The sequence below is a fragment of the Streptomyces sp. NPDC058653 genome (assembly GCF_042716895.1).
GTDB lineage: Bacteria > Actinomycetota > Actinomycetes > Streptomycetales > Streptomycetaceae > Streptomyces.
In genome coordinates this window covers 45,354-60,962 of sequence record NZ_JBHXRM010000010.1, presented here as the reverse complement: position 1 = coordinate 60,962, position 15,609 = coordinate 45,354, and the positions used below count along the sequence as shown (strand labels likewise).

11 protein-coding genes are annotated in these 15,609 nt (G+C 69.4%); 10 read left to right on the top strand and 1 reads right to left on the bottom strand.

The features are described 5' to 3' along the window. Positions 1–140 precede the first annotated feature (140 nt). From ACFWU9_RS11450 to ACFWU9_RS11435, 4 genes are all read left to right on the top strand, one after another. Positions 141–1,517: an OFA family MFS transporter gene (locus ACFWU9_RS11450; protein WP_384316678.1), complete on the top strand. Its 1,377-nt coding sequence runs from the start codon at positions 141–143 to the stop codon at positions 1,515–1,517. A 298-nt stretch (positions 1,518–1,815) separates the two neighbouring features. Then, on the top strand, positions 1,816–2,763 hold the full coding sequence (locus ACFWU9_RS11445) for a beta-ketoacyl-ACP synthase III (RefSeq protein WP_384316676.1): 948 nt from the start codon (positions 1,816–1,818) through the stop codon (positions 2,761–2,763). Positions 2,764–2,855: 92 nt separating this feature from the next. Further along, positions 2,856–3,539, top strand: a complete 684-nt coding sequence (locus tag ACFWU9_RS11440; protein ID WP_384316674.1) for a GntR family transcriptional regulator — start codon at positions 2,856–2,858, stop codon at positions 3,537–3,539. A 261-nt stretch (positions 3,540–3,800) separates the two neighbouring features. Next, positions 3,801–4,982, top strand: a complete 1,182-nt coding sequence (locus tag ACFWU9_RS11435) for an ROK family protein (protein ID WP_384316673.1) — start codon at positions 3,801–3,803, stop codon at positions 4,980–4,982. 105 nt (positions 4,983–5,087) lie between these two features. Here the strand turns inward: ACFWU9_RS11435 and ACFWU9_RS11430 are convergent, their stop codons facing one another. Next, positions 5,088–5,219, bottom strand: coding sequence for a hypothetical protein (locus ACFWU9_RS11430; RefSeq protein WP_384316671.1), 132 nt, complete (start codon positions 5,217–5,219; stop codon positions 5,088–5,090). 65 nt (positions 5,220–5,284) lie between these two features. Here ACFWU9_RS11430 and ACFWU9_RS11425 point away from each other — a divergent pair, with 65 nt between their 5' ends. From ACFWU9_RS11425 to ACFWU9_RS11400, 6 genes are all read left to right on the top strand, one after another. Continuing rightward, the gene (locus ACFWU9_RS11425; protein ID WP_384316669.1) at positions 5,285–6,817 is read left to right on the top strand and encodes a sugar ABC transporter ATP-binding protein; all 1,533 of its coding nucleotides are present in this window, start codon (positions 5,285–5,287) and stop codon (positions 6,815–6,817) included. Beyond that, positions 6,814–7,887, top strand: a complete 1,074-nt coding sequence (locus ACFWU9_RS11420; protein WP_384316668.1) for an ABC transporter permease — start codon at positions 6,814–6,816, stop codon at positions 7,885–7,887. The genes ACFWU9_RS11425 and ACFWU9_RS11420 overlap by 4 nt, the downstream gene beginning before the upstream one ends. Positions 7,888–7,978: 91 nt before the next feature. Beyond that, complete coding sequence (locus ACFWU9_RS11415; RefSeq protein ID WP_384316666.1) at positions 7,979–9,013, top strand: substrate-binding domain-containing protein; 1,035 nt, start codon at positions 7,979–7,981, stop codon at positions 9,011–9,013. Positions 9,014–9,074: 61 nt separating this feature from the next. Continuing rightward, complete coding sequence (locus tag ACFWU9_RS11410; protein ID WP_384316664.1) at positions 9,075–10,301, top strand: Gfo/Idh/MocA family protein; 1,227 nt, start codon at positions 9,075–9,077, stop codon at positions 10,299–10,301. Between the two features lie 12 nt (positions 10,302–10,313). After that, a complete protein-coding gene (locus ACFWU9_RS11405; RefSeq protein WP_384316662.1) occupies positions 10,314–11,318 on the top strand; it encodes a sugar phosphate isomerase/epimerase family protein in 1,005 nt (334 codons plus the stop codon). 334 nt (positions 11,319–11,652) lie between these two features. Continuing rightward, positions 11,653–15,363, top strand: a complete 3,711-nt coding sequence (locus ACFWU9_RS11400) for a ThuA domain-containing protein (protein WP_384316660.1) — start codon at positions 11,653–11,655, stop codon at positions 15,361–15,363. Positions 15,364–15,609 lie beyond the last annotated feature (246 nt).

Sequence of the window (15,609 nt, the reverse complement as noted above, 5' to 3'; positions counted from 1 at the left end):
AAGAGACACATGTTGCCGACGATATATTGTCTACAGTATGGAATAACTGCCGACAAGAGTTCTGTCGTCGGCATACGGTCGACCTGGAACAGGTAAAAGATCTTCCCAAACGGTGGGAACGGTTCCTAGAGTTCGCGACCATGACCCCACCACTCGCCCCGGTCGGCTGGAGCCGCTGGCTGGTACCCCCCGCCGCGCTCTCGGTGCACCTCTCGATCGGTCAGGCCTACGCCTGGAGCGTGTTCAAGCCGCCGCTGGAATCCGCTCTCGATCTGTCAGGGACCCAGAGCGCCCTCCCCTTCCAGCTGGGCATCGTGATGCTCGGCCTCTCCGCCGCCTTCGGCGGCACCCTCGTCGAACGCAACGGCCCGCGCTGGGCGATGACCGTCGCCCTCATCTGCTTCTCCTCGGGCTTCCTGCTGTCCGCGCTCGGCGCCGCGACCGAGCAGTTCTGGCTGATCGTCCTCGGCTACGGCTTCGTCGGCGGCATCGGACTCGGCATCGGCTACATCTCGCCCGTCTCCACGCTGATCAAGTGGTTCCCCGACCGGCCGGGGATGGCGACCGGCATCGCGATCATGGGCTTCGGCGGCGGCGCGCTCATCGCCTCGCCGTGGTCCGCGCAGATGCTGGAGTCGTTCGGCTCCACCAGCGACGGCATCGCCAAGGCCTTCCTCGTACACGGTCTGGTCTACGCCGTCTTCATGACGCTCGGCGTCCTGCTCATCCGCGTACCGCGCCCGGACGCGGCGCCGAAGGCGGCTCCCGCCCCCGCGTCGGCGCTGATCACCACTGCCCAGGTCTCCGCCAACTCCGCCGTCCGCACACCCCAGTTCTGGCTGCTGTGGGTGGTCCTCTGTATGAACGTCACCGCGGGCATCGGCATCCTGGAGAAGGCCGCGCCGATGATCACGGACTTCTTCGCCGACACCGACACGCCGGTCTCCGTCTCGGCCGCGGCCGGTTTCGTCGCCCTGCTGTCGGCGGCCAACATGGCCGGGCGCATCGGCTGGTCGTCCACGTCCGACGTGATCGGACGGAAGAACACCTACCGCGTCTATCTGGGCGTCGGCGCGCTGATGTATCTGCTGATCGCCCAGTTCGGCGACTCCTCCAAGCCGCTCTTCATCATCTGCGCGCTGGTCATCCTCTCCTTCTACGGAGGCGGCTTCGCCACCGTCCCCGCGTACCTCAAGGACCTGTTCGGCACCTACCAGGTGGGCGCGATCCACGGACGGCTGCTCACCGCCTGGTCGGCGGCGGGTGTCCTCGGACCGCTCATCGTCAACCGGGTGGCCGACAGCCAGGAGGAGGCCGGCAAGAGCGGGCCCGGACTGTACGGGCTCTCGCTGACCATCATGATCGGGCTGCTCGTCGTCGGTTTCGTCGCGAACGAGCTGGTCCGCCCCGTACATCCGCGCCACCACCGGCCGGAGACCACCACCGGCACCGAGCCGCGAGAACCGAAGGAGGCCGCCGATGAGCACAGCACCGGAGAGCGGGAGCGCAGTGCCTGAGTCCCGCCGCACCACGCTGATCGTCCTCGCCTGGCTCTGGGTGGGTGTCCCACTCGCGTACGGTCTGTACGAACTGGTCCGCAAGGCCACCCAGCTGTTCACCGGGTGACCCAGGGTGTGCCGTCCGGGCCGGTCCGGTCTCCGGCCCGGCCCGGACGACACGCCGCCGGACGGCGGGTGATGATCCGGAGTCTCCAAGAGGAGGCAAAGAATCCTGTTGGGTCGGCTGCCCCCGTACTCGTGAGTCTCTGACGAGACTGGGAATCTCCTGACGTCGACCGAAAAGGAGGTCCCGGGCATGACCGGCACTCGTATCGCCGCGCTCGGGCACTACCAGCCCGCCCAGGTGCTCACCAACCACGACCTGGCGGCCATGGTCGACACCAGCGATGAGTGGATCAGGAGCCGCGTCGGCATCGAGACGCGGCATGTGGCGGGGCCCGACGAGCCGGTGGACGAGCTCGCGGCGCACGCCGCCGCGAAGGCGCTCGCCGCGGCGGGCCTCATGCCGACCGACATCGACCTCGTCCTGGTCGCCACCTCCACGGCGATCGACCGCTCGCCGAACATGGCCGCCCGTGTCGCCGCCCGGCTGGCCATGGGCTCGCCCGCGGTGATGGACCTCAATGTGGTGTGCGCCGGTTTCACCCACGCGCTGGCCACCGCCGACCACGCCGTACGGGCGGGGGCCGCGACCCGGGCGCTGGTCATCGGCGCGGACAAGATGGCCGACATCGCCGACTGGACCGACCGCTCCACCTGCGTCCTGCTCGGTGACGGCGCGGGCGCGGCGGTCGTCGAGGCGGTCCGGCCGGGCGAGGAGCCGGGCATCGGTCCGGTGCTGTGGGGCTCGGTTCCCGAGATGGGCAACGCCGTACGGATCGAGGGCACCCCGCCCCGGTTCGCCCAGGAGGGCCAGTCCGTCTACCGCTGGGCCACCACCCAACTGCCGCCGATCGCCCGCAAGGTGTGCGACCGCGCGGGTGTCGCCCCCGAGGATCTGGCCGCCGTCGTGCTGCACCAGGCCAATCTGCGGATCATCGAACCCGTCGCCCAGAAGATCGGCGCGGTCAACGCGGTCATCGCCCGCGACGTCGTGAACTCGGGCAACACCTCGGCCGCTTCGATCCCGATGGCGCTCTCGAAACTCGTGGAGCGCGGCGAGGTGGAATCCGGCGCTCCGGCGCTCCTCTTCGGGTTTGGCGGAAATCTCTCTTACGCCGGGCAGGTCATCCGCTGCCCCTGAGCGCTACGGTTCTCGGTAGACTGTAGACGATAGCCAATCGTTGCTGTCCGTTGCCGAGATCTTTGCCGTAGATCAGCCAGGAGGGGGACCGCATGTTGTCCGCAGGACTGCCGCAGGGCTCAGTGCCCAAGCTCGAACGGCCCGGCCCTTTGCGCGAGCGCGTCTACGAAGCCCTGCTCGAGCTCATCACCGTGCGCCAGCTGCGGCCCGGACAGCATCTGGTGGAGAGCGAACTCGCCGGTCATCTCGGGGTCTCCCGGCAGCCCGTACGCGAGGCGCTCCAGCGGCTGAACACCGAGGGATGGGTCGATCTCCGGCCCGCCCAGGGCGCGTTCGTCCACGAGCCGACCGAGGCCGAGGCGGACCAGCTGCTCTCGGTCCGTACGCTCCTGGAGGCCGAGGCGGCGAGGCTTGCGGCCGCGAATTCGGGCTCGGCCGGCATCGCCGCCCTCGAGGCGCTCTGCGCCAAGGGCGAGCAGTCGGTGGCCGACGACGACGTGGACCTCACCGTCGCGACGAACGCGGCTTTCCACGCGAAGGTGATGGAGCTGGCGGGCAACGTCGTCCTGGCGGAGCTCGCGGCCCAGGTGGACCGCCGGGTGCGGTGGTACTACACGCCCGTGGCGCGGCAGCGCGGCAAGCAGTCCTGGATCGAGCACCGGGCCCTGATCGCGGCGATCTCCGCGCGCGACGAGCGGGCCGCGACGGAGGTCATGCGCGCCCACACGGAGCAGACGCGTACCACCTACCACCACCGCGGGGACACCCAGGTCTGACCGATTCGCACATGTGCGAATGAATAACAGGGCGCCTCCGGCGGGTTACGGGGGCGCCTTTCGTCTGCCCGGTGACAGATATCACGGCGGACACCTCGAAACGCCTTTGTCCTGACTGTGGAGAAAGTTAGGAGCGATTCCTGCTCAACTTCTTCCCACTCGGGGAAAGCGCTGCTACGTTCCCCTCGAAAGCCCGTCGAAACGAAACCGACGTAGCGACGCATCACACAGCCGAGAGGCGGGGAGGGGCGCGTGAGACGTATGACCGCACGACCCGCGAACGCTCATCAGGCGCGACTGCTCCGGCTCTTGCGTGACGGTGGGCCCAACTCCCGCGCCCAGCTCGGCGATCAGGTCGACCTGTCCCGCTCCAAGCTCGCCGTGGAGGTCGACCGGCTGCTGGACACGGGACTCGTCGTCGCCGACGGACTCGCCGCGTCGCGCGGCGGACGCCGTTCCCACAACATCCGCCTCGCGCCCGCGCTGCGCTTCCTCGGCGTCGACATCGGCGCCACGTCCATCGACGTCGCCGTCACCAACGCCGAACTCGAAGTGCTCGGACACGTCAACCACCCCATGGACGTCCGCGAGGGCCCGGTCGCCGTCTTCGAGCAGGTGCTCGCGATGGCCGCCAAGCTCAAGGCCTCCGGGCTCGCCGACGGTTACGACGGCGCCGGCATCGGCGTTCCCGGACCGGTCCGCTTCCCCGAGGGTGTGCCGGTCGCGCCGCCCATCATGCCCGGCTGGGACGGTTTCCCCGTACGTGAGGCGCTCAGCCAGGACCTCGGCTGCCCCGTCATGGTCGACAACGACGTGAACCTGATGGCGATGGGCGAGCAGCACGCGGGCGTCGCACGCTCGGTGGGCGACTTCCTCTGCGTCAAGATCGGTACCGGCATCGGCTGCGGCATCGTGGTCGGCGGCGAGGTCTACCGGGGTACGACCGGCAGCGCGGGCGACATCGGCCATATCCGGGTCGAGCCCGACGGACGCGCCTGCGTCTGCGGCAACAGGGGCTGTCTGGAAGCCCACTTCAGCGGTGCCGCGCTCGCCAGGGACGCCGAGGACGCCGCCCGTACGGGCCGTTCCGCCGAACTCGCCGCGCGCCTCGAAGCCTCCGGCCGGCTCACCGCCGCCGATGTGGCCGTGGCCGCCGCGGCCGGCGACCCCACCGCCCTCTACCTCATCCGGGAGGGCGGCAACCGGGTCGGCCAGGTCATCGCCGGACTCGTCAGCTTCTTCAACCCGGGCCTCGTCGTGATCGGCGGCGGGGTGACCGGCCTCGGCCACACCCTGCTGGCCAGCGTCCGCACCCAGGTCTACCGTCAGTCGCTGCCCCTGGCCACCGGCAACCTCCCCATCGTGCTCGGGGAGTTGGGGCCGACCGCCGGGGTCACCGGGGCGGCCCGCCTGATCAGCGACCATCTCTTCTCCCCGGCCTGACATCGGCGTTCCGACGTCGGGCCGTACGGCACACGCTTCACCCGCACCACCGAAATAACAGCAAAAGACGCAACAAAAGCACCACCGGTCACGGCGCCACTCGACTCACGACGCCACCCGCACCATCCGTACGAGCCGCACCACCCGTTCCACCGCACCTCGCACCACCCGTACGAGCCGCACCACCCGTACGAGCCGCGCCGTCCACACCCCGCACCACCCACGCGCGCCTCGCACCGCCCCGCCCTGTTCCGCACGCCCGCAAGCCCGCTCACCGGCCGCATCCGCCGAGGGGATACGCCATGGCACCAGCACCACCCGAAGGCCACCTGCTCACCATGTCCGGCATCACCAAGCTGTTCCCGGGCGTCCGCGCCCTGGACGGCGTGGACCTGGAGGTCCAGGCAGGCGAAGTCCACTGTCTGCTCGGCCAGAACGGGGCCGGCAAGTCCACACTCATCAAGGTGCTCGCCGGCGCGCACCAGCCCGACGACGGCGTCATCACCTGGCGCGGCGAAGAGGTCCAGCTCAAGTCACCCATCGCGGCGATGAAGCTCGGCATCGCGACCATCTACCAGGAACTCGACCTGGTCGAGGGCCTGTCGGTCGCCGAGAACATCTTCCTCGGCCATGAGCCGACCTCCGCCGGCTTCATCGTCAAGGGCGGCGAGGCCAGGGCAGCCGCCACCGCGCTGCTCGCGCGGCTCGGCCACCCGGAGATCCCCGCCGGCCGGATGGTCGGCGACCTCTCCGCCGCACACCAGCAGATCGTCTCCATGGCGCGCGCGCTCTCCCACGACGTACGCCTCATCGTGATGGACGAGCCGTCGGCCGCGCTCGACCCGGACGAGGTCGACAACCTCTTCCGGATCGTCGACACGCTCACCGCCGACGGTGTCGCGGTCATCTACATCTCCCACCGCCTGGAGGAGATCCGCCGGATCGGTGACCGGGTGACCGTCATCAAGGACGGCCGCACCGTCGCCGTGGGTCTGCCCGCGAAGGAGACCCCGACCAGCGACGTCGTCTCCCTGATGACCGGCCGCAAGGTCGCGTACGTCTTCCCCGACCGCCCCGCCGTGGCCGACGCCCCCGGGGGCGAGCCGGTGCTGCGGACCGAAGGACTCACCAGGGAAGGGGAGTTCGAACCGGTCGACCTCGAACTGCGCCCCGGCGAGATCGTCGGACTCGCGGGACTCGTCGGCTCGGGACGCTCCGAGATCCTGGAGACCATCTTCGGCGCCCGCAAGCCCACGGCCGGCCGTGTGCTGGTCGACGGCAAGGAGCTGAAGCCCGGCAGCGTCCGCGCCGCCGTACGCGCCGGACTCGGCCTCGCCCCCGAGGAGCGCAAGGCCCAGGCCCTGCTGCTCATCGAGTCGGTCACCCGCAATGTGTCGGTGTCCTCGCTGTCCCGGTTCTCGCGCGGCGGCTGGCTCGACCACGCCGACGAGCGCAAGGCGGCCAGGGCCGCCACCCAAGAACTCTCCCTGCGCCCCGACAACCCCGACGCGGTCATCCGCACCCTGTCCGGCGGCAATCAGCAGAAGGCGGTCCTGGCCCGCTGGCTGCTGCGCGGCTGCCGGGTGCTGCTTCTCGACGAACCCACCCGCGGTGTGGACGTCGGCGCGCGCGCCGAGCTCTACGCCGTGATCCGCCGCCTGGCCGACGAAGGCCTCGCCGTACTTCTCGTCTCCAGCGAGGTCCCCGAGGTCCTTGGCCTCGCCGACCGGGTGCTGGTGCTCCGGGAGGGCCGTGTCGTCCATACGTCACGCGCCCAGGAGCTGGACGAGCACCGTGTACTCGACCTTGTGATGGAAGGGAGCCCGACGCCATGAAACAGCCTGCCCCCGAGGCGCAGCAGGGGGGGCCCGAGGCCGCACCCGCCGCCGACGCCGCAGCCGTGCCGCTGACCAAGTCCGCCGGAAAGACCCCGGGAGGTTCCGGCGGCCGGCCGGCGCTCGGACTGCGTCTCGATTTCCGTACGCTCTCGCTGCTCGGCGTGCTCGCCGCCCTGATAGTCGTCGGCGGTATCACCAAGCCCGAACAGTTCCTGGACACCAGCAACCTCCAACTGGTCCTCACCCAGGCGTCGATCATCGGTGTCGTCACCGTCGGTATGACGTTCGTGATCACCAGCGGCGGCATCGACCTCTCCGTCGGCGCGATCGTGGCGCTGGCCTCGGTCTGGGCGACGACCGTGGCGACCCAGGAGTACGGCTTCGCCGGCATCCTGTTCACGGCGATCATCGTCGGTCTGGCCTGTGGTCTGGTCAACGGTGTACTGATCGCGTACGGCGGTATGGCGCCGTTCATCGCGACGCTCGCGATCATGGCGTCCGCCCGTGGTCTGGCCCTCCAGATCACCGACGGCAACACCCAGATCGTCACCCTCAAGTCGGTGCTCGACCTCGGCGCCCGGGACTCCTACATCCTCGGAATCCCGCCGCTGGTCATCATCTTCGCGGTGGTGACGGTCGTCGGCTGGCTGCTGCTGAACCGTACGACCTTCGGCCGCCGCACGGTCGCGGTCGGCGGCAACGCGGAGGCGACCCGGCTCGCCGGTATCGACGTCCGCAGGCAGCGGCTGTACCTCTACCTGTTCTCCGGGCTCTGCTGCGGTATCGCGGCCTTCATGCTGATCGTGCTCTCCGGCTCCGGCCAGAACACGAACGGAAACCTCTACGAGCTCGACGCCATCGCGGCGGCGATCATCGGCGGCACCCTGCTCAGCGGTGGCCGCGGCACGATCGTCGGCTCCGTCCTCGGTGTTCTGATCTTCACCACCATCACGAACATCTTCGCCCTCAACAACCTGCAGAGCGACGTCCAGCAGATCGCCAAGGGCGCGATCATCGTCGCCGCCGTACTGGTCCAGCGCCGCACGGCGCGCCACGGCGAGGCCTGACCCCCCAGCCCGGGGTCGCACCTCGTACCGCATCCCACGCACCGCTTCCGACGTACGCTCCAACCGCTCCATTCGAAGGGGACGAACCGCCATGCCAGAGACGAGCCGCAGAGGCCTGCTGTTCGGCACCGCCGCCATTTCCGCGGGTGCCTTCCTCACCGCCTGTACCAGCAACGAGAAGTCCGACGAGCCGGCGGCGAACGACGAGCCGGTAGCCGACGACAAGCCCGGCAAGCCGGTCACCATCGGCTTCGCCGGCCCCCAGGCCGACCACGGCTGGCTGAACGCGATCAACGACAACGCCCGTTCGCAGGCGAAGAAGTACTCGGACGTCACGCTCGACATCACCGAGGGCTCGAACGACACCGCCGCCCAGATCGGCCAGATCGACGCCCTGATCAACAAGAAGGTCGACGTCCTGGTGATCCTGCCGGCCGACGGCAAGGCCCTCACCCAGGCCGGTCTCAAGGCGATGCGCGCGGGTATCCCCGTCATCAACCTGGACCGCATCTTCGCCGACCCGCAGGCGTTCCGCTGCTACGTCGGCGGTGACAACTACGGCATGGGCGTCAACGCCGGCAACTACATCGGCGAGAAGCTGAAGGACAAGGCCAACGCCACCGTCATCGAACTGTCGGGCCCCGACAGCCTGGAGCTGACCAAGCAGCGCACCCAGGGCTTCGACGACGCGCTCAAGAACTACCCGAACATCAAGAAGGTCGCCCGCCAGGCGGCCGACTTCACCGTCGAGTCCGGCCAGGCCAAGATGGCCCAGCTGCTCCAGGCGCAGTCCAAGTTCGACGCCCTGTGGAACCACGACGACGACCAGGGTGTCGGCGCGCTGCGCGCCATCGACCAGGCCGGCCGTGACGGCTTCCTGATGGTCGGCGGCGCCGGCGCCAAGGCGGCGATGGACGCCATCAAGGCCGACAACGGTGTGCTGAAGGCGACCGTGCTGTACCCGCCGATCATGGCTTCGTCGGCGATCGACCTCGCCCGTGCGCTGGGCCAGGGCAAGGGTGTCAGCGGTCTGGCCGGTCTGGAGATCCCGGCCCAGGTCACCCTGTTCTCGGCGGTCGTCGACAAGACCAACATCGACGAGTACCTGCCCCAGGGATTCAGCTGACCGGCTCCGCCGCGACAGGCCTTGACCCCCACACGCGCGAGATGACGAGGAGTACTCCCTTATGACCAGCAGGGAAGCGTCGGAGAAGGAAGCCGGCGCACCGCCGCCACTCGGTATCGGCATGATCGGATACTCGTTCATGGGTGCCGCCCACTCCCAGGGCTGGCGCACGGCGGGACATGTCTTCGATCTGCCGATGCGGCCGGAACTGGCCGCGATCTGCGGACGGGACGAGGCGGCCGTCGCCACGGCGGCCGACAGACTCGGCTGGGCCGCCGCCGAGACCGACTGGCGGGACCTCATCGCGCGTGACGACGTGCAGCTGGTCGACATCTGCACGCCGGGGGACAGCCACGCGGAGATCGCCATCGCCGCGCTGGAGGCGGGCAAGCACGTCCTGTGCGAGAAGCCGCTCGCCAACTCGGTCGCCGAGGCCGAGGCCATGGTCCGGGCCGCCGAAGCGGCCCGGTCCCGTGGCCAGTTGGCCATGGTGGGCTTCAACTACCGGCGGGTGCCCGCCATCGCGTACGCCCGCAAGCTGATCGAGGAGGGCAGGCTCGGCGCGCTCCGCCATGTGCGGGTCACCTACCTCCAGGACTGGCTGGTCGACCCCGAGTTCCCCCTCACCTGGCGGCTCAAGCGTGAGCACGCGGGGTCCGGGGCGCTCGGCGACCTGGGCGCGCACATCGTGGACCTCGCGCAGTTCCTCGCGGGGGAGCCGCTGGTCGGGGTCTCGGCGATGATCGAGACGTTCGTACGGGAGAGGCCGCTGCTCTCCGGGGCGTCGGCCGGTCTCTCGGCGAGCGGCGGCGCCGAGCTCGGCCCGGTCACGGTCGACGACGCCGCGCTCTTCACCGGACGGCTCGCCTCGGGGGCGCTGGCGTCCTTCGAGGCCACCCGGATGGCGGCGGGCCGCAAGAACGCGCTGCGGCTGGAGATCAACGGTGAGCGCGGTTCGCTCGCCTTCGACCTGGAGCGGCTCAACGAGCTGTCCTTCCACGACCAGTCGGAGCCCGCGGTCACCGCGGGATTCCGGCGGATCCTGGTCACCGAGTCCGAGCACCCGTACCTGGATGCCTGGTGGCCGCCGGGCCACGGGCTCGGCTACGAGCACACCTTCGTGCACCAGGCCAAGGATCTGGTCGAGGCGATCGCCGCCGGAACCGATCCCGCGCCCTCCTTCGCCGACGGTCTCCAGGTGCAGCGGGTCCTCGCCGCCGTGGAGGACAGCGCGGAGAAGAACGCCATCTACACACCCGTGCCGGCCCCGTCCGGAACCGAGTCCTGAGGGAAGGTCCGTATGCCCCGCCCGTTCACGCTGTTCACCGGCCAGTGGGCCGATCTGCCGCTGGAAGAGGTCTGCCGTCTCGCCCGTGACTTCGGTTACGACGGACTGGAACTGGCCTGCTGGGGCGACCACTTCGAGGTCGACAAGGCGCTCAGCGACCCCGGCTATCTGGAGAGCCGCCACCAGCTGCTCGACAAGTACGGCCTCAAGTGCTGGGCGATCTCGAACCATCTGGTCAGCCAGGCGGTCTGCGACAGCATCATCGACGAGCGCCACCAGAACATCCTGCCGGCCCGTATCTGGGGCGACGGGGAGCCCGAGGGCGTACGCCAGCGGGCCGCCGCCGAGATCAAGGACACCGCGCGCGCCGCCGCGGCCTTCGGTGTCAACACGGTCATCGGCTTCACCGGTTCCTCGATCTGGCATCTGCTGGCGATGTTCCCGCCGGTGCCGCCCGCCATGATCGAGCGGGGCTACGAGGACTTCGCGGAGCGGTTCAACCCGATCCTCGACGTCTTCGACACCGAGGGCGTGCGCTACGCCCACGAGGTCCACCCGGGCGAGATCGCGTACGACTACTGGACGACGAAGCAGGCGCTCGAAGCGGTCGACCACCGGCCCGCGTTCGGGCTGAACTTCGACCCGAGCCACTTCGTCTGGCAGGACCTGGACCCGACCGGATTCCTGTACGACTTCCGGGACCGGATCTACCACGTCGACTGCAAGGAGGCGCGCAAGCGTCTCGACGGCCGTAACGGCAGGCTCGGTTCGCATCTGCCCTGGGGCGACCCGCGGCGCGGCTGGGACTTCGTCTCGGCCGGGCACGGCGACGTGCCGTGGGAGGACGTCTTCCGCATGCTGGGGGCGATCAACTACGAGGGTCCCATCTCGGTGGAGTGGGAGGACGCCGGGATGGACCGGCTCGCCGGCGCCCCCGAGGCGCTCGCCGATCTGAAGCGGTTCGACTTCGACCGGCCGACCGCGTCCTTCGACGCGGCCTTCGGCGGGGGCGAATAGCGCGTAGGCACGGCCCGGCGGGGAGAAGGTGCCCGCCGGGCCGTCCGGCATGCCCGGAAGGCTCTTTGTCCTCGGGCGGGAAAAAGTTGAACTTCCCCGCTGCGCAAGGGCTTTCCGTCTCGGACGAACAGGGTTACGGTCACTGAGATGTACAGGACATGTTGATCTCCGGTGCGACGGCGCGTTCCGGCGAGACAGCAGACCGAGAGCGACAGATGCGGGAACACGGGTGCTTGGACGAGCACTCCCCCCATCCCCCCACCCGAGGCGAGCCCCATGCTCATCCCTCTCCTCGGAGACCCGCACGTACGACAGGCATTTCCGGAGGACTCTCGTGCACAGTCAACGACGTCCCAGAGGCCGAACATTTCTCGCACTGCTGACCGGCGCCCTGCTGGCGGGGTCGACCCTCAGCGCCGTGCCGGCCACCGCCGCCGACCCTGGAAGACAGGCCGCCGCCCCCACGTTTCAGCAGGTGACCCTGGCCAAGGGTGCCGAAGAAGCCGGCGAGCCCATGACCCTGGCGGTCCTGCCCGACCGTCAGGTCCTGCACACCTCACGTGACGGCACACTCCGTATCACCGACGAGGGCGGCACCACCAAGGTGTCCGGCACCCTCGACGTCTACAGCCATGACGAGGAAGGTCTGCAAGGAGTCGGGGTCGACCCCGGCTTCGCCCAGAACCGGGCGATCTACCTCTACTACGCGCCCAAGCTCGACACCCCCGCCGGCGACGCGCCCGAGACCGGCTCGGCCGCCGACTTCGCCCCCTTCGACGGGGTCAACCGGCTCTCGCGGTTCACGCTGAACGAGGACGGCACCCTCGACAGGGCGAGCGAGAAGAAGGTGCTCGACGTCCCCGCCTCGCGTGGCACCTGCTGCCATGTCGGCGGTGACATCGCCTTCGACGCGGACGGCAACCTGTATCTGTCGACGGGTGACGACACCAACCCGTTCGCCTCCGACGGCTACAGCCCCATCGACGACCGCCCGAACCGCAACCCCGCGTTCGACGCCCGCCGTTCGGCCGGCAACAGCAACGACCTGCGCGGCAAGGTGCTGCGTATCAAGGTCGCGGAGGACGGCTCGTACACCGTCCCCGAGGGCAATCTCTTCGCCCCCGGCACGGAGAAGACGAAGCCCGAGATCTACGCCATGGGCTTCCGCAACCCGTTCCGTATCTCCGTCGACAAGGAGACGGGCGTCGTCTACGTCGGCGACTACGGTCCCGACGCCGGCGAGGCCGACCCCGACCGGGGACCGGCGGGTCAGGTCGAGTTCGCGCGGGTCACCGAGGCGGGCAACTTCGGCTGGCCGTACTGCACCGGCGACAACGAGCCCTTCAAGGACTACGACTTCGCCACCAACACCTCCGGCGAGGCCTTCGACTGCGCGGCGCCCAGGAACGACTCGCCGCACAACACGGGGCTGACCGAACTCCCGCCGTCCCAGGCCGCCTGGATCCCCTACAACGGGAACAGCGTCCCGGAGTTCGGCGACGGCTCCGAGTCCCCGATGGGCGGTCCCGTCTACAACTACGACGCGGACCTCGACTCCCCGGTCAAGTTCCCCGAGGAGTACGACGGGAACTTCTTCGCCGGCGAGTTCGGCCGCAAGTGGATCAAGCGGATCGACCAGGGTGCCGACGGCACCGTCAACTCGATCAACGACTTCCCCTGGGCGGGTACCCAGGTCATGGACCAGGAGTTCGGCCCCGACGGCGCGCTCTACGTCCTGGACTACGGCACCGGCTACTTCGGCGGCGACGCGAACTCGGCGCTCTACCGCATCGAGAACGCCACCGAGGGCTACGCGCCGGTCGCCGTCGCGGCGGCGGACAAGACGTCCGGCACCGGACCGCTGGAGGTGGCCTTCTCCTCGGAGGGCACCGAGGACGCGGACGGCGACGAGCTGACGTACGCCTGGGACTTCGGCGACGGCGGAACCTCCACCGACCCGAACCCCACCCACACCTTCGAGGAGAACGGCACCTACTCGGCGACCGTCACCGCGAAGGACCCGGGCGGGCTCACCGGCACCGCCTCGGTCCAGGTCGTCGTCGGCAACACCGCACCCACGGTGAAGCTGGACCTGCCCGCGCCGGGCACGCTGTTCGAGTTCGGTGACGAACTGCCGTTCAAGGTCACGGTGACCGACCCCGAGGACGGGGAGGACATCGACTGCTCCAAGGTCACCGTCCGCTACATCCTCGGCCATGACAGCCACGGTCACCCGATCACCTCGAAGACCGGCTGCGAGGGCACCATCACGGCGCCCGCCGACGCCGAACACGATCCCAACGCCAACATCTTCGGAGTGATCGACGCCGAGTACACCGACGGCGGAGGCGGCGGCCAGGCCGCGCTCACCGGTCACGGCCAGTCCGAGATCCAGCCGAGGCACCGTCAGGCGGAGCACGCCAACGACTCGTCCGGCACCACCGTGACCGACCGCGAGGGGGCCAACGGCGGCAAGACCGTCGGCTCCATATCGAACGGCGACTGGATCTCCTTCGAGCCGTACCTGCTGGACGGGGCCGCCGAGCTCACCGCGCGCGTCTCCTCCGATGGCGCCGGCGGCACCCTGGAGGTACGGGCGGGCGCGCCCGACGGGGCCGTCCTCGGCTCCGCCGAGGTGCCCGACACCGGCGGCTGGACCACGTTCGAGGACGTCGACGTGGCGCTGACCGGCGCCCCGGCGGAGACGACCGATCTCGTCCTGACGTTCAAGGGCGGCGAGGGCGACCTCTTCGACGTGGACGACTTCGAGATCACCGGGGAGGCACCCGCCGAGGCGGGCGAGCGTGTCCTCGTCTTCTCCAGGACCGCGGGCTTCCGCCACGACTCCATCGAGGCCGGCACCGCGGCCCTGAAGGAGCTGGGGGAGTCCACCGACATCACGGTCGAGTCCACGGAGGACGCCGGCGCGTTCACCGCGGAGAACCTCGCCGGCTACGACGCGGTGGCGTTCCTCTCCACCACCGGTGACGTACTGGACGCCGAGCAGCAGAAGGCGTTCGAGGAGTACGTCGCCTCCGGCGGCGGCTACCTGGGCATCCACGCCGCCGCCGACACCGAGTACGACTGGGAATTCTACGGAGGCCTGGTGGGGGCCTACTTCGACTCCCACCCGGCGATCCAGCCCGCCACCGTGAAGGTGGAGGACCACGAGCACCCGGCCACGGCCCATCTGGAGGACACCTGGGACCGTACGGACGAGTGGTACAACTACCGCACCAATCCCCGTGAACAGGCCCGCGTACTCGCCTCGCTGGACGAGTCGAGCTACGAGGGCGGCTCCATGGGCGGCGACCACCCGATCGCCTGGTGCCAGACGTACGAGGGCGGCCGGTCCTTCTACACCGGGGGCGGCCACACCAAGGAGTCGTACGCCGAACCGGCCTTCCGCGACCATCTGCTCGGCGGTCTGAGGTACGCCACCGGACAGGTCGAGGCGGACTGCACACCGGCCGGCGGTCCCGGCCCGGACCCCGATCCCGGGTACACGCCCATCTTCGACGGAGAGACGCTGGACGGCTGGAAGCAGGCCGGCCCGGGGCAGTTCGCGATCGTCGACGGTGAGCTGCGCTCCGAGGGCGGCATGGGCCTGCTCTGGTACGAGGCGAAGGAACTGTCCTCGTACTCGCTCAAGCTCGACTGGAAGATGGACGGCGACGACAACTCCGGTGTCTTCGTGGGCTTCCCGGCCTCCGACGACGTCAACTCGGCCGTGAACAACGGCTACGAGGTCCAGATCGACGCCACCGACGCCGACGACCGCACCACGGGATCGGTGTACGGGTTCCAGGCCGCCGACATCGAGGCCAGGGACAAGGCGCTCAAGCCGCCGGGCGAGTGGAACAGCTACGAACTGAGGGTGGAGGGTGAGCGCCTCCAGGTCCTCCTCAACGGAGTCGCGGTCAACGACTTCACCAACACCGACCCGGCGCGGAGTCTGAAGGACGGCTACATCGGCCTGCAGAACCACGGCGCCGACGACCAGGTCTCCTTCCGGAACATCCAGCTCAAGGAGGGCCCTACGTAGGCGGCACGGTGCGGTGACAGGGACGTGCCCGGCGGTGGTCAGAAGCCATCGCCGGGCCGTCCGGTCTGCCATTTCTCCCTTTGTCCTCAACTGGGAAAAAGTTCAACCCAATTGCTGCGCAAGGTCTTTCCGGCGCGGACCAACCGGGCTAACGTCCAGCGAGATGTAGGGGACACGTTGCTGGCACAGGACGTACCTCAGGCACCACGTCGGGAGGCGCCACGCGTCCTCCCGACACCCGCACGT